17 protein-coding genes are annotated in these 22,284 nt (G+C 68.1%); 12 read left to right on the forward strand and 5 right to left on the reverse strand.

Features of this window, described 5'->3' with window-relative positions:
• Positions 1-17: 17 nt before the first annotated feature.
• From ABDC25_RS02940 to ABDC25_RS02950, 3 genes are read right to left on the reverse strand one after another with little or no spacing between them, the layout of a single operon-like run.
• A complete protein-coding gene (locus ABDC25_RS02940) occupies positions 18-281 on the reverse strand; it encodes a glutaredoxin domain-containing protein (RefSeq protein WP_297556982.1) in 264 nt (87 codons plus the stop codon).
• Complete coding sequence (locus tag ABDC25_RS02945; protein ID WP_347124765.1) at positions 278-1,312, reverse strand: cation transporter; 1,035 nt, start codon at positions 1,310-1,312, stop codon at positions 278-280. Before ABDC25_RS02945 ends, ABDC25_RS02940 begins: the two co-directional genes overlap by 4 nt.
• Positions 1,309-1,809 (reverse strand): transporter substrate-binding domain-containing protein, encoded by a 501-nt coding sequence (locus ABDC25_RS02950; protein WP_029266300.1) that lies wholly within the window; start codon positions 1,807-1,809, stop codon positions 1,309-1,311. Before ABDC25_RS02950 ends, ABDC25_RS02945 begins: the two co-directional genes overlap by 4 nt.
• A 147-nt stretch (positions 1,810-1,956) precedes the next feature.
• On the opposite strand from ABDC25_RS02950, the gene ABDC25_RS02955 reads away from it, so the two are divergent.
• On the forward strand, positions 1,957-2,349 hold the full coding sequence (locus tag ABDC25_RS02955; RefSeq protein ID WP_017831448.1) for an SIP domain-containing protein: 393 nt from the start codon (positions 1,957-1,959) through the stop codon (positions 2,347-2,349).
• A gap of 52 nt (positions 2,350-2,401) precedes the next feature.
• On the opposite strand, the gene ABDC25_RS02960 is transcribed toward ABDC25_RS02955, so the two are convergent.
• Positions 2,402-2,857 (reverse strand): adenylyltransferase/cytidyltransferase family protein, encoded by a 456-nt coding sequence (locus ABDC25_RS02960; protein ID WP_347124768.1) that lies wholly within the window; start codon positions 2,855-2,857, stop codon positions 2,402-2,404.
• Positions 2,858-2,977: 120 nt separating this feature from the next.
• Here ABDC25_RS02960 and ABDC25_RS02965 point away from each other — a divergent pair, with 120 nt between their 5' ends.
• The gene (locus ABDC25_RS02965; RefSeq protein WP_347124770.1) at positions 2,978-4,198 is read left to right on the forward strand and encodes a glycosyltransferase; all 1,221 of its coding nucleotides are present in this window, start codon (positions 2,978-2,980) and stop codon (positions 4,196-4,198) included.
• A gap of 86 nt (positions 4,199-4,284) precedes the next feature.
• Positions 4,285-5,307 (forward strand): glycosyltransferase family 4 protein, encoded by a 1,023-nt coding sequence (locus tag ABDC25_RS02970; RefSeq protein WP_167254714.1) that lies wholly within the window; start codon positions 4,285-4,287, stop codon positions 5,305-5,307.
• A 27-nt stretch (positions 5,308-5,334) separates the two neighbouring features.
• On the opposite strand, the gene ABDC25_RS02975 is transcribed toward ABDC25_RS02970, so the two are convergent.
• A complete protein-coding gene (locus ABDC25_RS02975) occupies positions 5,335-7,332 on the reverse strand; it encodes a glycosyltransferase (RefSeq protein WP_235045214.1) in 1,998 nt (665 codons plus the stop codon).
• 194 nt (positions 7,333-7,526) lie between these two features.
• Between ABDC25_RS02975 and ABDC25_RS02980 the strand changes: the two genes are divergently transcribed.
• The 9 genes from ABDC25_RS02980 (at position 7,527) to ABDC25_RS03020 (ending at position 22,267) form a co-directional block, all read left to right on the forward strand.
• Positions 7,527-8,480 (forward strand): glycosyltransferase family 2 protein, encoded by a 954-nt coding sequence (locus ABDC25_RS02980; RefSeq protein ID WP_347124772.1) that lies wholly within the window; start codon positions 7,527-7,529, stop codon positions 8,478-8,480.
• A complete protein-coding gene (locus ABDC25_RS02985) occupies positions 8,471-9,190 on the forward strand; it encodes a CDP-alcohol phosphatidyltransferase family protein (RefSeq protein WP_347124774.1) in 720 nt (239 codons plus the stop codon). The genes ABDC25_RS02980 and ABDC25_RS02985 overlap by 10 nt, the downstream gene beginning before the upstream one ends.
• Complete coding sequence (locus ABDC25_RS02990; protein ID WP_021198747.1) at positions 9,187-9,804, forward strand: hypothetical protein; 618 nt, start codon at positions 9,187-9,189, stop codon at positions 9,802-9,804. Before ABDC25_RS02985 ends, ABDC25_RS02990 begins: the two co-directional genes overlap by 4 nt.
• Before the next feature lie 181 nt (positions 9,805-9,985).
• The gene (locus ABDC25_RS02995; protein WP_021198746.1) at positions 9,986-10,537 is read left to right on the forward strand and encodes a DUF4352 domain-containing protein; all 552 of its coding nucleotides are present in this window, start codon (positions 9,986-9,988) and stop codon (positions 10,535-10,537) included.
• 86 nt (positions 10,538-10,623) lie between these two features.
• Positions 10,624-15,318, forward strand: a complete 4,695-nt coding sequence (locus ABDC25_RS03000; protein ID WP_347124777.1) for a PKD domain-containing protein — start codon at positions 10,624-10,626, stop codon at positions 15,316-15,318.
• Positions 15,319-15,329: 11 nt separating this feature from the next.
• Positions 15,330-16,640, forward strand: a complete 1,311-nt coding sequence (locus ABDC25_RS03005) for a hypothetical protein (RefSeq protein WP_347124778.1) — start codon at positions 15,330-15,332, stop codon at positions 16,638-16,640.
• A gap of 55 nt (positions 16,641-16,695) precedes the next feature.
• Positions 16,696-18,048, forward strand: coding sequence for a polysaccharide biosynthesis tyrosine autokinase (locus ABDC25_RS03010; RefSeq protein ID WP_021198743.1), 1,353 nt, complete (start codon positions 16,696-16,698; stop codon positions 18,046-18,048).
• A 192-nt stretch (positions 18,049-18,240) separates the two neighbouring features.
• A complete protein-coding gene (locus ABDC25_RS03015) occupies positions 18,241-20,946 on the forward strand; it encodes a right-handed parallel beta-helix repeat-containing protein (RefSeq protein ID WP_347124779.1) in 2,706 nt (901 codons plus the stop codon).
• Positions 20,947-20,956: 10 nt separating this feature from the next.
• A complete protein-coding gene (locus ABDC25_RS03020) occupies positions 20,957-22,267 on the forward strand; it encodes a hypothetical protein (RefSeq protein ID WP_021198741.1) in 1,311 nt (436 codons plus the stop codon).
• Positions 22,268-22,284 lie beyond the last annotated feature (17 nt).

The following is a 22,284-nucleotide window of genomic DNA, read 5'->3' on the forward strand; positions in this document are numbered from 1 at the left end:
GGGGCGATGCCGCGGGGTCAGATCAGCGAGAGCTCGCGCAGCTTCGACTCGACGTCGGCGTTCGACGGCTCGACGTGGTGCGAGGCGTCGGGGTACACGACGACGGGGATGTTGGTGCGGCCCGAGATCTCCTTCGCCACGTCTGCGGCGGCGGGCTCGGCGACCAGGTCGACGTACGTGTACTCGACACCGAGCGCGTCGAGCTGCTTCTTGGTGCGGATGCAGTCGCGGCACCAGTCGGCGCCGAACATCGTGATGGTGTCGGAGGCAGGAGCAGTCATGCATCCAGCCTACGGCCGCGCGGATGAGGTGGCGCTGAGTGTCGGCTGGGCACACGGTGGCCCGTGTCCGCCTCGTCGGGCAGCTGCTCGACCGGGATGACGACGACGTCCTGAATCTTCCAATCGAGGTCGGCGATCCCCTCGGCGGCCGCGCTGAGGTCGGTCACCCTCACCGTGCGGCGGTGTGGCATGACGAACGCCTCGATGTGGAACACCTGCCCCTGGTCGCGCATGCGGACCGCGGCCCGCGAGACCCAGGGACGGCTCCGCACGTAGGACACGATATCGGCGGCCAGCGGATGTGGCTGCGTGCTGTCGTACGTGCGTGCGCGCTGATCCATGAGATCGACCACGGCTGTGCGGGTGTTGCGGAAGCCATCCCAGACGATGCCCAGCGAGATGAAGAGGGCTGCGGCTCCGTCCAGCCACCACAGGCCGACACCCACGCCGAGAACGCCCACGATCGAGGCGACCGTCGTCTGCCAGTCGGCCTTCGCCATGTCGGCATCGGCGTACAGCAGCTTGTTGTGCAGCACGGGGGCGAGCTTCGACTTCGCCGGCCCGTAGAAGAACACGGGGCCGGTGATGACGACCGCCATCACCGCGACCATCAGCCAGCCGAGCCAGATGGTCTGACCGAACAGCTGCACGGTGCCGATAGTGGGATGCTCAGCGGCGATCAGCCCGGTGACGGCCTCGATGGCGAGGTTCAGGCCGACGGCGAGCAGCGCCACACCCGCGACGAGATGCCCGATGCCCATCGCCCTGTGCAGACCGTACGGGTGCTTCCTGGTGGGGCGACGACGCACCAAGAGGAGCGCCGCGAGGAAGGCGAACTGCGGGATGAGGGACAGCATGTCCTCGATCCACGCCGTCCGCATGGCCTGGGACTCGCCGACCACCAAGGCGATCACGGCGATGGTGATCGACGTGTAGACGATCGTGAAGATCTCCCAGCGCACGGCGCTCCGGATCGCCCTCTGCTGTTCTGGGGGGAGGGTTGTGCGACCGAACTGCCCTGTCTCGTTCATTCGCCGACCTCCTGGTCGAGGAAACGCTCGAGAGAGGAGAGGAACGCGTTCTCGCCGAGAGGCACCAGCATGACGATCTCTCGACCGTCGGCGCCTTCGATCCCGCGGTAGCCGCGAGTGACTCCGGCTTCGTCCACCCAGGGGGTGTCGCTCGTGATGCCGCCGGCGACAAGGTCGAGGTGCCCTTCTTCGAGCATCGTCACGAGAGTCTCCTCCGAGGCGACGGTCCAGTCGGTCTCGGCATGGAGGCGGGAGGCGAACCCGTCGACGAGGTCGACGATGCTCCCGGTCGGTTCCCCGTGCTCGATCCGGACGAGGTCGCCGTCCGGCGCCGTGCCGACGCGGAGTTCGCCGCCGGAGACCGTCTCCAAGGTTCCGTCCGGGTCAGCGGGTACCGTGAGTCCGCATCCGCCCAGAGCGAGGGTCAGGAGCAGCGCAACGGCGACCGACGCCGCTCGGAGGCGGTGACGGCTGCGGCGCGCGAATGCTCGGTCCACACTCGCAGGATGCCTTTGCGGCGACTCTCGGAACAGGCCGTTGACGGGGTGCACGCGCGAGGGCTAGAGATGACGGCGCGGTCGGATCGACGCGTTGATCCGGACTCATCCCTTGTAAGTAAGGGTGCCCTAACTTAGGCTGGGGCCATGAGCGGCGCATGCGAGCATCTGGAGGATCCCGATTGGGACGACATCGAGGGTGCCGTGCTCATCGCCGGCGACGCCGCCGACGCCGGCTTCATCGCGAGCATCGCCGCGCGGTTGCCGTGGGACGCGCAGGGCGTCGTCATCCTCGAAGCGGCGGCACGTATCCAGTTCCGACACATCGACGTCCCCGACGGGGTGTCGGTGCGCTGGCTCGTGCGTGGAGACGGAACGAGGGCGCATACGCGTGGCGAACGGCTCGCGAACGCCGTGCACGCGTGGTGCGTCGAGTGGGCATGCAGTGAGCCGCCGTCGCAGTGGACGGTGTGGCTCGGGCCGCACACTCCGCCGCACGTGGCGCGCATGGCGCGCAGTCTGCTCGGCGTCGCCAACTGACCTCACGTCGGCGGTGGCGCACCGACCGGGCGGCGAAGGGCTGCTCGGGCTCTCAGCGCACCGAGGCGACCGCGGGAGCGTTCGCGCCCGCGGTGATCGCGTCGAGTGCGCGACGCAGCGACGAGCTCGACGTGTGCGCCGTGTACGGGAAGTACACGACCTCGACGCCGACCTCGGCGAACTCGCGCTCCAGGCGCAGACCCTTCTCGGTGCCGCGCCAGTCGTCACCCTTGAAGAAGTGCGTGAACTGCACGTCGCGCCACGAGTCAATCTTCGACGGCGTCGTCTCGACGTAGACGTCATCGACGAACGAGATGTGCTTCACGATCTCCGCCCGCTCGGCCGTCGGGATGACGGGCTCGATGCCCTTCACCTGACGCAGCATCTCGTCGCTGACGACGCCTGCGATCAGAATGTCGCAGTGCTGCTTGGCGTGACGAAGAAGGTTCAGATGCCCGACGTGAAACAGGTCGAAAGCACCAACGGCATAGCCGATACGCGTCCCCATGATCTCCCCAGATCAGTAATTCCCCAGTAAGCGGATCCCCATCCGCTTCGCGACTCCCACAGCCGCGGTTCGAAAGTCTAGCAGGTCCGGGTTTCCTCCCGCATAGGAACCCGTGGAACGATGGAGGCCGCACGCGATGCGCGTGGGGGACAGGGGGCGGACGTGGGGACACCGGTCACGGTCATCGTGCCGACGTTCAACGAGCGCGACAACATCGCCGAGCTCGTGGCACGGACTGCGGTCGCCCTCGAGGGGTGGGACGCCGAGATCCTGTTCGTCGACGACAGCACGGATGACACGGCGGCCGAGGTCGCGCGGGTGGCGGCAGATGCTCCGCTCCCCGTGCGCGTGATCCACCGCTCCGAGAACACGGGTGGACTGGGCGGCGCCGTCGTCGTCGGACTCGAGGCCGCGGCCTTCGACATCTGCATCGTGATGGACGGCGACCTGCAGCATCCGCCCGAACTCCTCCCCGCCCTGCTCGCCCGGTATGCGCAGGGAGACGCCGATGTCGTCGCCGCGTCCCGCTACATCGGCGGAGGGGACACGAGCGGCCTCGGCACCGCTGTGCGCTTCGGCGTCTCCCGCGTCGCGACGTGGCTGACGCGGGCGATGTTCCCGATCCGTCTCGCCCGCAGCACCGACCCGATGACCGGGTTCTTCCTGGTCGATCGCGGTCGTCTCGACCTCTCGACGCTCCAACCCCGGGGTTTCAAGATCCTCCTCGAGATCCTCGCTCGCAACGATCTGCGCATCGCCGAGGTGCCGATGGAGTTCGCCGAACGTCGACACGGCACGTCCAAGGCGAGCATGCGTCAGGGGGCGATGTTCCTCGAGCACCTCGCGCGCCTGCGCTTCGGCAAGATGTCGTTGTTCGCACTGATCGGTGCGATCGGCGCCGCCGCCAACCTCGGGATCATGTGGGCGCTCACCGCCGCAGGGGTCCCGTACATCTGGGCGGCGATCATCGGTGCCGAGGTCACGATCATCGGCAACTTCGTGCTGCAGGAGCGCTTCGTGTTCGCCGATATGCGGACCGACGCGCGCGCCCTCGGCATCCGCTTCGCCAGCTCCTTCGCGTTCAACAACATCGAGGCCGCAGTGCGGATCCCGGTGATGGCTCTGATGGTCGAGTCGTGGCACATCTCGAGCGTCGTCGCGACCGGCCTCTCGCTCATCGTGGCGTTCTTCGCCCGCTTCCTGTTCCACTCGCTCGTCGTGTACGCGCCCCAGCGGCGACGCAAGGGTGAGGGCGATGGTGCCGAGCCCCCGACGGACACCGCGGCCCAGCGCGTCATCCGCGCCATCGATGCCGAGGTGATGAAGCCCGGCGAGCTCTGAGGGCGGAGCTCCTTCCGGAGCCGGTTTCCAGGGTGCTCGGCGACTCCTCTCTTGCCAGGACGGGCGAGGGGGTCCATAGTGGGCTCGTGGAATCCGAGGGCGGTCCCTCGCTGTCTCTCACCTGGGCGCATCGTGTCGAACAGTCGGCGCGCACCTGGGAGCAGAGCCACGCCAGGGGAGAGGTGCCCAGCATCTGGCCGTACGGTCTCGATGCACTGCGTGACCACGCGGCGGTCGAGGTGATCGACCTCGCCCCGCCGGGCCGCGTCGCGCGAGCTCGTGCGCGATTGTCCATGGGGCCGCGCCCCGTCGACGGTCTCACGCTGACGTGGGATGAGAACACGGCCTATCGGATGCAGACGACCCACCCGCGGACCCGATTCGCCACCGGGGTGATCTGGCTCACGGATATGGCCGAGACCGGGGAGGCACCGGCACGGATGGTCGCGATGCTCGGCAGGGCGGAGGCCGCCTGGGTGCTCAGCGACGCACAGGTCGAACCTCTGCGAACGATGCTCGGGCACGGACCGACGCGCGTGTTCGCTGTCCCTTTCGGCATCGACAGTGCGTTCTTCGTCCCGAGGCCCTATCCGGACCGGCCGCGCATCGTCAGCGTGGGGAACGACCGTGACCGCGACCCCGCCACCCTCTACGCGGCGCTCGCCCGGGTCCTCGCCATCCGTCCGGAGACCGAGGCGGTGGTGCAGACGCGGTCGGACCTCGACCCGCCGGAGGGGGTCCGGGTCGTGCGGCACATGCCGCATGCCGACCTCCGCGACCTCTACGCCACCGCGAGCGTGGTCGTCATCCCGACCCGGCCGAACCTCCATGCCTCCGGGATGACGGTCGCACTCGAAGCGCTCGCGACGGCGCGTCCTGTCGTCGTCACCGATACCCCGGGGATGGAGCAGTACGTGAGCGAGGGGCGCACCGGCCACCTCGTTCGTCCGGAGGATCCTGCCGAGCTCGCCCTCGCGCTGCTCCGACTGCTCGACGATCCGGGACATGCCGCCGAGCTCGGGCGGAACGGCCGGATCGAGGTGGAGCGGCGTTTCACGACGCAGATCATGGTCGCATCTCTCGTGCGAGGGCTGCTGGCCCCCGCCTGACGATGCGCCGGGTGCTGCCGAGGCGCCCTAGCGCTTGGCGCCGCGGCGCTTGACCCGCACGGCGGCGCGGAACGCGTCCGCGTGAGCGCGGCCGGCGTCGGCCCAGTCGCGGCGGGAGAGATCGGGCGAGCCCGTCAGCGTGGTCGCGGACCGCCACGCCTCGACGACGGTCGGCGCATCGAGATCGCCGTCGTACATCAGCACCCACTCCGGTCCGACTTCGCGTCCGAGAGCCTCGTTCGCCTCGTTGCGGGGGACGAGCACCGGTCGGTCCATCGACAGGGCGGCGAGGACGCTGCCCGAGTTGTGCATGAAACGGTAGGCCAGCACGATCAGGTCGGAAGAGGTCGCGAGCTGGACGAGTTCGGCATCGCTCAGGAAGTCGAGGTGGAGCTCGACGCCCGGGAGATCCGCGGTCCGCGCCCGGAGGTCGTCGCCGAGCTCAGGGGTGGACGGCCGCCCGCCGATCCGCAGGCTCAGCGTCGGCTCGACCGTCACGGCCTCGGCATAGGCATCGATGAAGCCCTCCAGACCCTTGTAGCGACGGATGCCGCCGAACGACCCGAGCTGCCCCGTCACCCGCTCCGCCGAGGGGAACTTCGCGTACCAGCCGCGGTAGTCGCCGTGCAGGATCAGGCTGTGCGGGGTGCCGGGGGCGAGCGGAGTGGTCTCGTTGATGACGATCCGGTAGTCGGTGTGGCGATCGATGAAACGCAGCAGCCACAGCCGAGGCGCGTTGTCGTCGGGGAGTTCGATGTTGTGCACGGTGCGCACCACGGCGATGCGACGGGAGAGGCGGTGTCGGAACACGAGCGCCGTCGTGAGGAGGAACTTGCCCGTGGACTTCCACCACGTGGAGCCGTGCAGCTTCGCCTCCGGCCAATGCCAGTGGAAGGCGTCGTAGCGTCCGAACAGAGCCGTCCCCCAGGAGAACCGCAGGCGGGTCAGGCCCTCCGTGGATCCGAGCGCCTCATCGAGCATCTTGTTGTACGGGTTCGTCGTCGGACGGGGGGCGCCCAACGATTGCATCACGCGGATGCTCGATGCGGTGTCGGTCATGGTCGTGTCATCCTCCGATGGGCGACGGTACTCGTCATAGCGGCGGCCGAGGGCGGCCGCGATGGTGCCGCGGCCGCGGTGCACGAGGCGGGTTCCTCTGGCGTGGTGGGTGATGTTCGAGGTCAGTGTTCCGAAGATCCTGCGCAGGCCGCCGACGACGATCCGGGCCACGCCGCCCACCAGGGCCTTCAACCGCAGGATGCCGCGACGGATCTTCCCGTCGGTCAACATCAGCTGGATGCGGGTGCCGGCATTCGCGGAGCTGTATGCCCGTTGCGCCGCCCAGGCGCGGCTCAGGCGCGACGCGACGACGAGATCCTCTGTCTCCGATTCGTTGCACCACACGATCAGGCCGCCACGACGTGCGAGCTGCCGCGAGAAGAGCGTGTCCTCCCCACCGCCCAGACCGAGGGACGGATCGAAGCGCAGCCCGAGCCGACGGACGGAACGGAGGTCGAGCAGCAGGTTGCCCGCGGCGGCCACCTGCAGCACGGTGCCCGTCCGTCTCGGCGGTCGCCGGAACGTGCCGGACGCGAGCAGCCACGGGTCGACGTCCTCGTCGAAGACCGAGATCACGCGGCCCATCACGGCGTCCGCACCGTGTTCGCGCCAGACCTCGATGAGCGAGGAGAGCCATGCCTCCCGAGGGATCTCGTCGTCGTCGATGAAGGCGAGGAGATCGCGATCGGCGCTTTCATCCAGGATGCGGTTGCGCGCGGCGACGATCCCCGGTGCGGGTTCGACGACGTAGCGGACAGGGAGATCCGCGTCCGCGGCGATGCTCCGCGCAGAACCCGCGGGGTCGTTGTCGACGACCAGCACATCCACCGCGACTCCGAGGTCGGCGCATTCGGCGATGCGTGCGGGGAGCGTCCGGAGCAGGGCCGCCAGAAGCTCGGGCCTCCGGTACGTGGGTACGCCGATCGTCACAGTGATCATGTCGTTCGATTCCGGTCCCCTGCTCATCCGCCCCATCCCCATGGCAGTATCGCGCCTCGACTCCGACGCCGGCTCATCGTATCGTGAACCCCCTGATACCGATCTGCGGGGGCTGCTCTCGCGTATAGTCGTTGTCCTGGGAGTCGACGTCGGTCGCGACTCTGGGGAATTCGACCGACGACCCGAGGCGATCCGTGACCCGGATCCGGGGGGAGGATCGCGTGTCAATCGAGCACGGACGGCTTGCCGTCGTCGTCGTCAACTACGCCTCGGCGCGGCTTCTGCAACGCAATCTGGTGACCGTGGAGCGCGAAGCGCGGGCGATCGATCCCGACGTGCTCGTCCTCGTCGTCGACAACTGGTCGAACGCCGACGAACGGCGGGCCGCCGGCGAAGTCGCCGACGCGCACGGCTGGCTGCTGATCGAATCGGAATCGAACTCGGGTTTCGGCGGCGGCGTCAACATCGGTGTCACGCGCGCGCTCGCCGAGGGGGCGACCGACGTGCTCGTCATCAATCCCGATGCGCACATCGACCGCGACTCCCTGCGTCGACTCGCTTCCGTCACCGCAGCCTCACGCACCACGCTCGCTTCGCCGGTCATCACGGACTCCGATGGGAGAACCTGGTTCGCCGGCATCGACCTCCTGCTCGACGACGGCACCATGCGCGCACGTCGCAAGCGCGTCGACGGCGATGCGCAGCCGTTCGAACCTTGGCTGAGCGGGGCCTGCCTGTGGATCACGCGCGAAGTGTGGGAGCTCGCCGGCGGTTTCGACGACGACTACTTCCTGTACTGGGAAGACGTCGACTTCTCTCGCCGCGTGGTGTCCGCCGGCGGCTCGCTGATGCTCGTCGAAGACGCCAATGCGGTGCATGATGAGGGCGGCACGCAGCGCGCCGAACCCGAGACCTCCCGGGCGAAATCCGAGGGATATTACTACTACAACATCCGCAACCGGATGCTGTACGCGGTGCGTCATCTCGACGATGCCGCGGTGCAGCGCTGGCGCCGGTCCATCCCCCGCACGGCCAGAGAGGTCATCCTCCGAGGTGGGCGACGGCAGCTGATCCAGTCGGCCGCACCGATCCGGGCCTATCTTCGCGGTGTCCGCGAGGCCCGTCGGATCGCGCGGACCCACGCAATGGTCCAGAAGGGCAGGAAATGGTCGTAGACGCATATCACCGTCTCGCGCGTGCGCAGAAGGGGCACGCCCGAGGGGCACCCGCGTACTCGGTGTACGTCAACCGTCGTATCGGGCGGGTGCTCGCCGCCGTGGCCTACCGGATCGGTCTCACCCCCAACCAGGTGTCGATCATCAGCGCGGTGCACTCGTTCGTCGCGATCGGACTGATCGCGTTCGGTCCCGTGAACGTGCCCATGGGGCTGCTGATCGCCCTCCTTCTGGTGCTCGGGTATGCCTGGGATTCCGCGGACGGCCAGGTCGCACGTCTGCGCGGCGGGGGAAGCCCCCAGGGCGAGTGGCTCGATCACTTCATCGACACGATCAAGATCGCCTCGCTCCATCTCGCCGTGCTCATCGGGCTCTACCGCGTCCTCCCCGAGACGCCTCTGCTGCTGTTGATCCCGATCGTGTTCAGCATCGTGGCCACGACCACGTTCTCCGGAATGCTCCTCAACGACCTGCTCAAGGGAAAGCACGCGGTGGCGTCGACCCATGAGCGCGGCGGCGGGACACTGCTGCGGTCTCTCATCCTGCTGCCGACCGACTTCGGTCTCGTGTGCCTCGTGTTCGTCCTGTGGGGATGGGCCCCGGCGTTCCTCGTCGGCTACGGCGCACTCTGCGCGGCCGCCGTCCTGTTCCTGGCACTCGCCGCGGTGAAGTGGTTCCGCGAGATCGGAAAGCTCGGGGAGGCCGCATGACCGACGAGAAGATCCTCGTGGTCTGCGCCGCCAACGTCTGCCGGTCGCCTCTGGCCGAACTCGCGTTGAGGCGGGGGCTCGGGGCGGATTCGCCCCTCTCGGTGAGCAGCGCGGGCATCCGAGCGAACGCGGGCGACCCGATCTGCTCGGCCGTGGCGTCGTTGCACGACGACGAGGAGTGGCAGGCCCAAGCCCGGGCGCACCGGGCGCGACCGGTCACGGTCGAGCAGATCGAGCAGGCGAGCATCGTGCTCACGGCTTCGCGCGACATCCGTGGCGAGCTGGTGCGACTGGCACCGCGGTCGCGTGACTGGATGTTCACGATAAAGGAAGCCGCTCACCTCGGTGAGGGCTTCGCGTCGTCTGCTCCGGATCGGGTGGCGGAATATGTCGCCCACCTCGACCGGGGTCGATCGAGAGCCGTTCCGTTGGCCGCGTCCGGAGGTGTCGGGACCCGCCTGCGGCAGCTCTTCGGAGGCCGCACGACCGTCGACCCGACGAGCATCGCCGATCGCCACGGAAGCCGCGGACACCTGGAGACGATCTCGGAGGTCGAGGCCTCCGTCGCGACCATCCTGGCGCAACTCGGAGGACATCGGCGACACTCTTCTTGAGCGAACACTTGCGATATTCCGGTCCTCGCACTACGATTAGCCGACGCCGCGTTCTACGCGGTTGAAGGGGACCCGAAGCCGAGGGGGCTTTGGGAACGGGGAATCTGGGTTCTGGGGAGCTGCAGTGTTCAAAGTTTCATCATGCCGTTCTGGGGACGGCTCTTCGCGCTCACTACGAGCGATGGTCGTCGCGCCGTTGGTGGCGCTCGCACTCGTCACGGCCGGCTGCACCGCAGCGCCTGGCGCTTCCGAGACGCCGGCGCCTGAAGGCACCAGCACCACCGACTGGACGCCGCCTTCCGACACGGAGACCGAAGGGCCCACCGAGGCTCCGGCGCTCACCGAGCAGAGCGGGGCGCTCGACGCACCGATCGCGCTCTCCACCGACATGGTGGTCACGATCGACAAGATCTCGACGACGACCATCAAGCCCGAGACGCCCGGCGAGTACGCCGGCTCCGCAGTCGTCGTCACGCTCTCCGTGTCCAACGACTCGAAGCGCGCGCAGAGCGTCGATTCCGCCGTCGTCAGCCTCGTCACGGACGACGGCGACATCGGCGTCTCGACCACCGCCGGTCCGAACGAGCCCCTGCAGGGCGAGCTCGCCGCCGGCGCGAAGGCCACGGGGACCTACGTCTTCATGCTCGACCCGACTCAGGGCCGCTCGGTGAAGATCAGCGTCAACTACGCCGCAGGAGAGCCGGTGGCGACGTTCGCCGGCCAGCTCTCCTGACGCGCACGCATTCTTTCGCATCACTTTCGGTTTTTCATCGCACTAACTCATTTTCGAAGAAGAAAACTGGCGGCTGGGGAGTCACTATGGGGAACACATCGACCACGAGGCGGGCGCTGAGCGCGCTTGCGTCTGTCGTGACGGCGGCATTGCTCGTCGCCGGCATGACGACACTGGGTGCACAGGCGGCGTCGGCAGACGTCCCGTCGACACCACCGCCCCTGCTGCAGCGCGACGACAACGTCGTCACGTCGGATCCGATTCCGACCGTGCAGATCGACAACGGCTACGTCTGGTCTCAGACGACCATCGGTTCGACCGTGTACGCGGTCGGCAAGTTCGACAACGCCCGTGCGCCCCTGGCTGCCCCGGGAACGAGCCTGACGGCGCGTTCGAACGTTCTCGCCTATGACATCAACACCGGCCAGCTGCTGTCGTTCGCCCCGCAGGTGAACGGCGTGATCAAGGCCGTCGCCGCCTCGCCCGACGGAAGCCGCATCTACATCGGCGGCTCCTTCAACTCGGTCAACGGTCAGGCGCGCTGGAACTTCGCGGCCCTCGATGCCGTGACCGGTCAGCTCGTCCCCGGATTCTCGCCGTCCATCGGCGGCAGCGGCGTCTACGCGCTCGCCACCTCGGGATCGAGCGTCTACGTCGGCGGCCTGTTCACGCAGGGCAACGGAACGGCTCGCAAGAACCTCGCCGGCTTCAACGCCGCCAACGGGGCCCTGCTGAGCTGGGCACCGCAGACCGACCTCCAGGTCGACGCGATGGTCATGGACCCCGCGGGTCAGAACGTCATCGCCGCCGGCCGCTTCTCGCAGGTGAACGGCGACCTGACCATGCGCGGCACTGTCGCGCTGGACAAGACGACCGGTGCCGTCGACTCATCGTGGGCGCTCCCGCAGACGGTCAAGAACGGCTCGAACACGGGCAGCAACTCGGGCAAGGCGGGCATCTTCGGACTCGCCGCCGACGCCACGGCCGTCTACGGCACCGGCTGGGTCTACGCCGACGCCGCCACGGGAAACCTCGAGGGCACGTTCGCGGCGGAGGCCGGAACCGGACAGGTCCGCTGGATCGCGGACTGCCTCGGCGACCACTACGGCGTCTACTCGACCGGCAAGGTCGTCTACACGACCAGCCACACGCACGCGTGCGGCACGATGAACCTGCACCCCGAGCAGAACCCGCGCACGCACCGCTACTCCGAGGCGTACACGGCCGATGCCCGCGGTTCGCTGGGCAACCAGCCCGCAGCCGGCGGCACCTACAAGAACTGGGCGGGCACCCCCGCGCCGTCTCCCTACGCCTGGACGCCCGACTGGGCCGTCGGCGTGACGACGGGCCTGGGTCAGGCCGGACTCTCCATCACCGGCGCCGGCAACATGATCTCGATCGGCGGCGAGTTCCGCTCGGTCAACAACGGTCGATTCGAGGGCCTCGTGCGCTTCTCGACGAACCCTCCGGGCGGAGCCAAGGACGGACCCCGCCTCGCCGCGGCCAACTGGACAGGCACTGCGCAGTCGTTCATTCCGGGTCGCGTCCGCGTCTCGATCCCGGCCAACTGGGACCGCGACGACCTGACGCTCACGTATGAGCTCCGTCGCACGGGCATGGCGACCCCTGTCGCCACGACCACGGCGAACGGAACCTGGTGGAACCGACCGGCCGTCATCCTCGAGGACAAGACCGCCACGCCGGGGTCCCAGCAGGAGTACACGGTCGTCGCGAAGGACGGCAACGGCAACACCGTGAGCAGTCAGGCGATGTCCGTGACCGTCGCATCGGGCACGGTCTCGAGCTACACCAACGCGGTCATCACGGATAACCCGCAGCTGTACTACCCGTTGGGCACCGCGCCGCAGGACTGGGCGGGGGCGAACCCGCCGGTGTTCGGCTCGGGCGTGACGTCGTCGACCTCCGGTGTCGAGAACACCGCCACCGGTGCCTCGACCTTCTCCGGAACGAGCACGGGACGAATCTCGTCGACCGACAAGATCGCCGCCCCGACGGAGTTCTCGACCGAACTGTGGTTCAAGACGAACACGACGACCGGTGGGAAGCTTCTCGGCTATGGGAACGCGGCCTCGGGTGACTCCACGAGCTACGACCGTCATCTCTACATGACGAACAACGGTCGGCTGGTCTTCGGCACGTACAACGGCAGCACGCAGACCGTACAGAACTCCACGGCGTTGAACAACAATGCGTGGCACCATGCTGTGGCCACGCAGAGCGCTGCCGGCATGAAGCTGTACATCGACGGCGCTCTCGTCTCATCGGCAGCCGGTGCGACCACTGCCGAGAACTACGTCGGCTACTGGCGCGTCGGCGGGGACAACCTCAACGGCTGGCCGTCCGCGCCGAGCTCGATCAACTTCAAGGGTGCGCTCGACGAGGTCGCGGTCTACCCCTACGCGCTGACCGCCGCACAGGTGCAGACGCACTACGGCATCGGCAAGGGCTTCCAGCCGCCGACCGCCGCCTTCACCGCGACGCCGACCGATCTCGCGGTGGCGTTCGACGCCAGTGCATCCGCGCCGACCGGCTCGGCCACGATCACCGGCTACAGCTGGGACTTCGGTGACGACTCGGCGACGGCCACCGGCCAGACGGTCTCGCACACCTACACCGCCGCGGGAACCTACACGGCCAAGCTCACGGTCACGGACAGCAACGGGCTGGCCACCACGACCGAGAACCCGGTCGTGGTCCAGGCGGCGAATGTGCTGCCCACCGCCTCCTTCGAGGTCACGGGCACCGGTCTCTCGGTCTCCGCCGATGCCTCCGCCTCCACCGACTCCGACGGCACGATCGCTTCGTACGACTGGAACTGGGGCGACGGATCGACGTCGAGCGGCCAGGTCGCCAGCCACGTGTACGCCTCGGCGGGCACGCGCACGGTGACCCTGACCGTCACCGACAACCGTGGTGGCACGGCGACCACCACGCGTGAGGCCGTCACGACCCATGCGAACCCGGTCGCGACGTTCACATCGACCGCGTCGGGGATGAACGTCGACGTCTCGGCCGCAGGGTCGAGCGCGTCCGACGGGGCGACGCTCTCCTACTCCTGGAACTGGGGCGACGGAACGCCCGCGGGTACAGGGGCGACCGCCGGCCACACGTACACCCAGCCGGGTGCGCATGACATCACCCTCACGGTCACCGACAGCCTCGGCGGCTCGGCGAGCGTCACGAAGTCCGTGACCGTTCAGGCGCAGGTGTTCGCAGCATCCGACTCGTTCGGCCGCGTCGTCTCGAGTGGCTGGGGCGCGGCTGATGTCGGCGGCACCTGGGCACCCATGAGCGGTTCGGCCGCCGTCACCTCCGTCGCCGACGGCGTCGGCAAGGTGAATCTCACCCCGGGCGAGACCCGCGAGATGCTGTTGCAGGGCACGTCGCTCCTCGACACGTCGGCGCGGATCACCTACTCGCTGGCCTCCGGACCGTCGACGGGTGTCGCGTACGAGGGACTCGGCGCACGTCGCTCCGGTTCGAACGGCTACCGTGCGCTCGCATGGCACCGTGCGGACGGCACCACGTGGCTCGTGATCCACCGCAACGGAACGGCCATCGCCAGCACCGCGGTCGCCGGTCTCACGTGGACCGCGGGAAGCACTTTCAACCTCGCCATGGAGACCACGGGTTCCGGAACCACGACGATCCGCGCGAAGCTGTGGGCGGCCGGCGCTGCAGAGCCCGCCAACTGGCAGCTCTCGACCACGGATGCGACGCCGGCCCTCCAGGCCGCCGGAGCCCCGACGGTGTTCTCCTACCGAGCCGGCAGCGCGACCGGCACCAACCTCGCGAGCTTCGACGACTTCACGCTGAAGAACCTCGGAGCCGCGACACCGCAGCCCGAGCCGCAGCCGACGAACGTCGCGCCGACCGCCGCGTTCACGGCGACGGCCACGGGCCTGACCGTCAACGTCAACGGCGGAGCGTCGACCGACTCGGACGGCACCATCGCCTCCTACGCCTGGAACTTCGGAGACGGAACGACAGGCACCGGAGCGACGAGCTCGCGGGCGTACACGGCGGCGGGCACCTACACGGTGACCCTCACGGTGACGGACGACAAGGGCGCGACCAACACCGCCACCCAGCAGGTCACGGTCACGGCACCTCCTGTCGAGCCGCAGCCTGAGCCCAACCCGGCAGCGCTGGCGAGCGATGAGTTCGACCGCACCGCTGGTCCCGGCTGGGGGAGCGCGGTCACCGGCGGTGCCTGGAGCATCGCCGGAGGCTCGCAGGCGGCGGCGACCGTCGCCGACGGCCAGGGCAAGCTGAGCCTGGTCGCCGGAGACACCCGTCATGCGACGCTCAACACGACGTCGATCGGTGATTCCCTCCTCGAGACGCAGTTCCGCGTCGATCAGGCTCCCGCCGCAGGTGGCGCCTACATCGGAGTCATCGCCCGTCAGACGGCCGCGGGGAAGTACTTCGCCCGCGCGTGGCTCCGTCCCGACGGAACCGTGTGGCTCGTGGTCCACCGTGAAGGGACTGTGGTGCTCACGCAGGCCGTGCCCGGGCTGGTCTGGGCGGCGAACACGTCGTACAGCCTGAAGGTGTCGGTCACCGGGTCGACCTCGACCGCCATCTCGGCGAAGATCTGGGCGACGGGTACCACCGAGCCGGCGAACTGGCAGATCAACGCGACGGATGCGACGCCGCTGGCGGCGGGAGCGGTCGGCCTCAGCGGCAACCGGTCGGGCAGTTCGACGGCGCCTCTGAACGTCTCGTTCGATTCGTTCCGCGTCACCGCGCCCCAGTAAGATCCTGACGCATGGCCACTGCTGTTCCGATCGCGCTCCTCGCCGTCGGAGGAATCGCAGCAGTGGCCATCGTCGTGTTCGTGCTCCGGCTGATGCCGCGCACCGCTTTCGTGGCCTGGGCGTGCGTGCTCTTCTTCGTGCCGCTCTGGGTCGGCGTGAACGTCGGCTTCTACTGGGCGGCGATCACGCTGCTCACGGCTTTGATGATCATCGTGAACTGGTCCGTCGTCCCTCTGCGGGCCGCGGATGCCTGGGTCGTGGCGTTCATCATCGTCATCGTCGGACTCTACGGCTTCGGCTCGGTGGACCTCCCGTCTCTCGTCGCCGCGCTGCTCGAGTGGGTCATCCCCTACCTCTGGGGGCGCGTCGTCCTCGCCCGCATCGCGCCGGGGTGGGTCACGTCGACGATCGCCGTGGTCGCGATCATCGCCGCGGTCCTCGGCATCGTCGAGTTCTTCACGTCGTTCAACCCGTTCGTGCTGATCCCGGGATCGGGCGTCATCTACGACACCTGGAGCCCCCTGCAGGAACGCGGCGGGGTCTTGAGGGTGGAAGGCGCGTTCGGGCATTCGATCGCCCTGGGAGCGGCCCTGGCGATGTCGTCGGCGTTCATCGTGGCGACGAAGTGGCGTCTGGTCCCGAAGATCGGCGGCGTCGTACTCATCGCCGTGGCGACGGTCCTGACGTTCAGTCGCGCGGGTCAGCTCACCCTCGTGCTCACTCTGGTGCTGTCCACGTTCCTGATCGTCGGGGTGTCCACCCGGTTCCGGGTCGCGATCGTCACCGCCGGCGTCATCGGCACCGTCATCGCGATCCCGATCATCGACTCCGTCTTCGGGGCGGCGGGCGATGAGGCCGGCGGCAGCGCGGACTATCGGACCGACCTCCTCGTGCTCCTCCAGCAGGTGCAGCTCTTCGGCAATCCGGGGGACTGGCATTCGCTCGTCTCGGGTGACTACTACCTCGGCTACTTCGCGCGCTCCGTCGACAACGCCCTCGTCCTCACCCTGCTCCGCTACGGCTACGTGCCGACCCTGCTGATCATGGCGGCGATCGTCTGCGCGGCGATCATGACCGTGCGACGTTCGACCCGGAGCCCGGCGTCCATCGCCGTCGTGGGGCAGCTGCCGAGCCTCGTGGTGGTCGCACTGATCACGCAGTACAGCATGTTCCTCTGGTTCTGCGTGGGGCTCGCGATCACGTGGGCCCGCGACGCCGACGCGCTCGGTGGAAGGCGCGAGGGACCTGTGGAGATACGGCGGGGATCGCTCGAGACTTCGCGCCCGCCCCGTGGCGCAGTGGAGCGCCCTGCACAGTCATGAAGTCGTGGAATCGAACACTCCTCTAGAATCGAAGTCTGAGGGGGAATGGGGAGTCATGGGCGAGAGCCGGGTGAGTCTGCGCGTCATCGCCAGCTCGTTGCGCAAGTTCTGGTGGATGGTCGTGCTCTTCGGGGTCGTCGGGGCCGCGGGCTCCTACGGGTACGCCTCGCTGCAGACCCCGCTCTTCCAGGCGACGACCTCGCTCTACTTCGCTCTCAATCAGGGCACCAGCGCCTCCGACCTCAACCAGGGCTCTGTGTACACGCAGAGCCAGATGCTGTCCTTCGCGCAGCTCGCGACGAGCTCGCGGGTGCTCGATCCCGTCATCGAGGAGCTCGGTCTCGACACGACGCCGCGCGCTCTCGCGCGTGACATCGAGGTCACGATCCCGCAGAGCACCGTGACGCTGCGCATCACAGGGATCACCGATGACGCGAAGGCGGCCGCCGAGCTGGCCGACGCCGTGGCCGAACAACTCATCATCGTGGTCAAGGATGTGGCGCCGAAAGACCCACAGGGCGAATCCACGATCACCGCTCAGGTGATCGATGATGCCGTCGTGCCCGAGTTCCAGTTCACACCGAGCAAGCCTCGCGACGCCCTCCTCGGAGGTTTCCTGGGTGGCGTCCTCGGACTCGCCATCGCGGCGTTGATCGGTGTGCTCGACACCCGCATGCGCACCGAGGAGACGCTGACCGAGGCGGGCGGCGACCCTGTGCTGGGCGTCGTCTCGAAGTCTCCGCTGCTGGCCATGCGCGGTATCGCTGTGGCCCAGGAGCCGCTGGGCCACACCTCCGAGGAGTTCCGTCGCATCCGCTCGGCGCTCGCCTACGCGAACGTCTCCTCACGGGTGAAGGTGCTGCTGGTGACGTCGGGCATGCCGTCCGAGGGCAAGTCGACCGTCTCGGTGAATCTCGCCATGACGCTCGCCGGGCTGCGCAACTCCGTCCTGCTGATCGACGCCGATATGCGGCGGCCGCGGGCTCACGAGCACGCCGGCATCGACGGCTCGATCGGACTCACGAGCGTGCTGCTCGACGAGGTCGAGTTCGAGGTGGCCAAGCACAGCGTGGCAGACAGCACACTCGACATCCTCCCCGCCGGCACCATCCCGCCGAATCCTGCGGAGTTGCTCACCTCCGCTCGCATGGCGCAGCTGCTCGACTTCGCTGCGGCGGAGTACGACTACGTCGTGATCGATTCTCCGCCCATCCTGAGCGTGGCGGACGCGAACCTCTTCGCCACCCAGACCGACGGCGTGATCCTCGTGGTCGACGCGACCAAGACCCGTCGCGCCGCCCTCGCGAAGAGCGTCAAGTCGCTCGAATCGGGTGGCGCGCGCATCCTCGGCACCGTCCTGAACCGTGCTCGTCCGGATCGACACCGCAGCGAGTACTACAGCGACTGACGCGGTGCCTCGACGCGGAGACACCGCGCAGGCGACGGAGTATATCGGTGTGACGCTGTGTTCGTTTGTCTTTGCCCCGGTAGCCGGGTATTCTTCATGAGTTGCGAGGGGGACTCGCTCTTTGCTGCCGGGGTCTAAACTGCGGCGGAGATGCGGGGTGATCATGAATCTGCCCCAGAAGACGGTGACATCGTGTCCACTCCGTTCCTCGATCTCGCATCACGCGAGTCCGCGACTCCGCCTCGGCGACGCTCTCGAAAGCTCCTCGCAGGTGCACTGACGGCCACCCTTGCGCTCACTGCCGCGCTGACAACCGTTCCGTCGTCGGCATTGGCCGACGACGCCGTGACTCTCGCACAGTCCCAGGCATCGGCGGACACCCCGGTCATCGACGATGACATGGATCGCGCCGTCGGCTCCGGATGGGGCTCGTCGCCCGAGGGGCCCTGGCGCGTCGTGGAGGGAACGGCGAGCGTGACAGGCGCGCAGGCCCTGCTCGCGAGCCGCAAGCCCGGCATCACCGCCCGAGCGACCGTCGACGGTGTCGCCGCGACCGACGTGGACAGCCGCTTCTCGCTGACCGTCCCCGAGCTTCCGGTGGGAGGGCCGCTCTACCTCTCCCAGGCTGTCCGCGTGTCCGGTGCCGACTCCTATGGGGTGCGTGTGCGCGTGCATCCCGACGGCTCTGCCTATGTGTCGATCGTGCGTCTCACGGACCTCATGCGCGTGCAGCACCTCAGCGAGCGCAGACTCCCGCTCACGGTGACGGGCGACACCACGCTGACCGTGGCACTCAGCGTCACCGGCACGAGCCCGGTGGAGTTGGGCGCCAAGGCCTGGGAATCGGGTGCTGCGGAGCCGACTGACTGGCAGGTGACGTACTCCGACGATTCGGCTGACCGGATCCAGGCGGCGGGTGGCTACGCCTTCTCGCTCTACACGTCTTCGGGTGCTCGGACCGCCGTTCCGGTCGGAATCGACGACGTCTCAGTCACCACTCCCACCACGGTGCCGGAACCTTCCACCGAGCCCACGCCTGCGCCGGAGCCGACGCCTGCGCCGGAGCCCACGCCTGCGCCGGAGCCGACACCATCCCCGTCGCCCGAGCCGACGGCCTCGCCGACTCCGGCTCCTACGCCGAGTCCGACGCCGACTCCGACTCCGACTCCGACACCGGCGCCCGAGCCCGAGCCGGTGCCGCCGGGAACGCCGGAGGGCGTGCGCGGGACTCCCGGTGCCCATGCGCCCGGAACGCTCGCCTACGACGCCCCGGCGACGGCGGTCTATGTCTCTCCCTCGGGAGTCGACGGAGCCTCGGGAACCAAGAACTCGCCCGTCAAGACGGTCGCTGCCGCGCTGCGCGTCGTTCCGAACGGAGGGACGATCGTCCTGCGCGGCGGTGCCTACCACGAGGAGATCGTGGTGCCCGCGCAGAAGCGGGTCACGATCCAACCGGCACCGAACGAGTCGGTCTGGCTCGACGGTGCGAAGCCGGTCACGGGGTGGAAGGCCTCGGGACGCACATGGGTCGTCGAGGGCTGGAACACGGCTCTCGACGCCAGTCCGACCTACACCAAGGGGGCGCCGGACAACACTCAGGCCGAGTGGCGCTTCGTCGATCCGGCCCACCCGATGGCCGCACACCCCGACCAGGTCTGGGTCGCCGGGGTGCAGCTGCGGGAGGTGGCCTCTGCATCGCAGGTCTCGGACGGCACCTTCTTCGTCGATGATGCGGCCAAGCGCCTGGTGATCGGAACGAACCCCACGGGCGCATCCGTCGAGGCGAGCGTGCTCACGCAGGCTCTGTCGATCCGCTCGGCAGGCAGCGAGGTGCGTGGAATCGGCGTGCGCCGCTACGCCACCAGCGTTCCGCAGATGGGCACCGTGATCGCGGCAGCCCCGAACGTCGCGCTCACCGACGTGACCATCCGCGACAACTCGACGACGGGCTTCTACTCGTGGGCCCCCGGGACGACGCTGACCCGCGTGTCGTTGATCGGGAACGGCCTGCTCGGAGGAGGGGCTTCGCAGGCGGATGGGCTCAGAGTGACCCAGATGCTCTCGGTGGGCAACAACATGGAGCACTTCAACGATTCCCCGGTCTCCGGCGCCTTCAAGGTCACGCGGACTCGCGGGGTGACGGTGACGGACAGCGCATTCACCGGCAACGACGGACGAGGACCGTGGTTCGACGAATCGGTGCTCGACATCGCGTTCACAGGCAACGACGTGATCGGCAACACCGGCCACGGCGTCATGGTCGAACTGTCGGAGCGGGCCGTGGTGGCCGACAATGTCATCGCCCGAAACGGCGAGTTCGGGCTGTTCGTGCTCAATTCCGGCAATGTGAAGATCTGGAACAACACCTTCGTCGGCAACGGCAACCGGAACATCAGCATCGGGATGGATGCCCGACGCGCGTCCGACCCGAACACGCCTGGCCACGACCCGCGCACACGGTACGCGCCGCAGGCCTCCTGGATCGTGCGCAACGTCGTGATGTCGAACAACGTCATGGCAGAGAGCGCCGGAAACTGCCTGGTCTGCGTGCAGGACTTCTCCATGCAGTACACCGGGTCCCAGATGGTGTCGAGCGTCAACGGGAACCTCTACCAGCGCACATCGCCGGGGACGCCCCGATGGTTCTCCGCGTGGTCGAAGGGATCGGTCTCCAGGGACCCCGCCGTGAGCGATACGCTCGCCGGGTTCACGGCCACGACGGGTCAGGACCGTCGTTCGCAGTTCATCGAGGGTGCTCCGGTCGTCGATGGCTCATTCGCGCTGCTTCCGCCGTTCGCCGCCGCCCAGGGCTCAGTTGCCGTCCCGGTGCCGTCTGATATCGCCTCAGTATCACGACTCCCCGGCAGCAGCACGACGCTGGGGGCCCTGCCCCGGTGACGATGTAAGCATGGGCTCTCTTCTCGCCGTCGGCGCGCGTGCGCTGACGATGGTCATCGCGCTGGTCTGCGGCGTCCTCACGACCCGGATGATCATCGGTGGTGCCGGCGTCGACAGCTTCGCCCTGTACACGCTGCTGACGACGATCCCCTCTCTGCTCACGTTCACCGACCTCGGCAGCGGGGCGGTTCTGGTCAACGCGGTCGCGACGAGCGAGAACGTGCGTACAGACGAGAAGCTGCGATATCAGCTCACATCGGTCGGCCGCGTTCTGCTGATGTTCGCGGCGACGGCGATGGCGATCAACACGATCCTCGTGCTCACCGGAGCCTGGGAGCTGGTGTTCGGCGAAGCAGGCGGTCGCCCCGGCGCTTCGCTGGCCGCGTTCTACTGCGTCACCATCTTCTGCCTCGGCATCCCCCTCGGGGTCTGGGCGCGGATCATGCTGGGGCAGCGCCGCAACCACATCGTCATCCTCCTCCAGGGCCTGATCTCACCCCTGACCATGACCGGTGTCTGGCTGATGCTGACGTTCGGCGGTGAGAACCTTCACTCCTTCGTCGCCATCGCCTCTTTCGCGGCCTCCTTCATCGTCTCGCTGCTCGGCATCCTCATCACGGCGCGCACGACGTCCCCCCTGATTCCCGCGGCTGCGCGGATGGTCCTGCGCCCTCGGCGGTATCCGGGAGTCCGGGTGATGGACGTGGGGTGGCCGATGCTGGCGCAGATGGTGACCTATCCCATCGCCGTGGGCTCCCAGCGGTACGTGATCGCCCAGCTCGGCGGTCCCACCGATGTGGCGGAGTACGGAGTGGCGGGACAGGTCTTCTTCGCGCTCAACGGACTGGTGATGGCGGGTGGACTCGCGCTCTGGCCCCATTTCGCGAAGAGTCGCCACGACGGCGATCTCCGGCGCGGACCGTTCCTGCTGTCGGTCCTGTTCGCGTCCGCCATCGCCGTCGCGACCGTGATGGTGTGGCTCGTCGGTCCGTGGCTGTTCGGCTTCATCACGCAGGGTGAGCTCACCGTGCGGCCGAGCACGATCTTCGCGTTCGGTCTGATGATCATGATGACCGCGGCGGTGTACCCCCTGGGCATGTTCATCATGGACAAGCCGGGCATCCGCTTCCAGGTGATCCCCACGCTGAGCATGGCCGCCGTCGGCATCACGCTCTCGTTCGTGCTGACCCCGGTGCTGGGGATCGCGGGACCGTTGATCGGCGTCGCCTTCGCGCTCGTCGTCTGCCAGCTGATCCCGTTCTCGATCTACATCGTCCGGAACAAGAAGCGGCTGACGGTCGGAGATCTCGACCCGGTGTAGTCCGATCCGGGCGGATC

The organism is Microbacterium sp. SY138 (assembly GCF_039729145.1).
Classification (GTDB): Bacteria; Actinomycetota; Actinomycetes; order Actinomycetales; family Microbacteriaceae; genus Microbacterium; species Microbacterium maritypicum_A.

Coding starts and splice junctions, on each gene's coding strand:
- ABDC25_RS02975 (WP_235045214.1), bottom strand. CDS start 7,332: ATGAGCAGGGGACCGGAATCGAACGACATGATCACTGTGACGATCGGC.
- ABDC25_RS03020 (WP_021198741.1), top strand. CDS start 20,957: ATGGGCTCTCTTCTCGCCGTCGGCGCGCGTGCGCTGACGATGGTCATC.
- ABDC25_RS02965 (WP_347124770.1), top strand. CDS start 2,978: ATGGAGGCCGCACGCGATGCGCGTGGGGGACAGGGGGCGGACGTGGGG.
- ABDC25_RS03000 (WP_347124777.1), top strand. CDS start 10,624: ATGGGGAACACATCGACCACGAGGCGGGCGCTGAGCGCGCTTGCGTCT.
- ABDC25_RS02940 (WP_297556982.1), bottom strand. CDS start 281: ATGACTGCTCCTGCCTCCGACACCATCACGATGTTCGGCGCCGACTGG.
- ABDC25_RS03005 (WP_347124778.1), top strand. CDS start 15,330: ATGGCCACTGCTGTTCCGATCGCGCTCCTCGCCGTCGGAGGAATCGCA.
- ABDC25_RS02985 (WP_347124774.1), top strand. CDS start 8,471: ATGGTCGTAGACGCATATCACCGTCTCGCGCGTGCGCAGAAGGGGCAC.
- ABDC25_RS02995 (WP_021198746.1), top strand. CDS start 9,986: ATGGTCGTCGCGCCGTTGGTGGCGCTCGCACTCGTCACGGCCGGCTGC.
- ABDC25_RS03010 (WP_021198743.1), top strand. CDS start 16,696: ATGGGCGAGAGCCGGGTGAGTCTGCGCGTCATCGCCAGCTCGTTGCGC.
- ABDC25_RS02945 (WP_347124765.1), bottom strand. CDS start 1,312: ATGAACGAGACAGGGCAGTTCGGTCGCACAACCCTCCCCCCAGAACAG.
- ABDC25_RS02990 (WP_021198747.1), top strand. CDS start 9,187: ATGACCGACGAGAAGATCCTCGTGGTCTGCGCCGCCAACGTCTGCCGG.
- ABDC25_RS02955 (WP_017831448.1), top strand. CDS start 1,957: ATGAGCGGCGCATGCGAGCATCTGGAGGATCCCGATTGGGACGACATC.
- ABDC25_RS02960 (WP_347124768.1), bottom strand. CDS start 2,857: ATGGGGACGCGTATCGGCTATGCCGTTGGTGCTTTCGACCTGTTTCAC.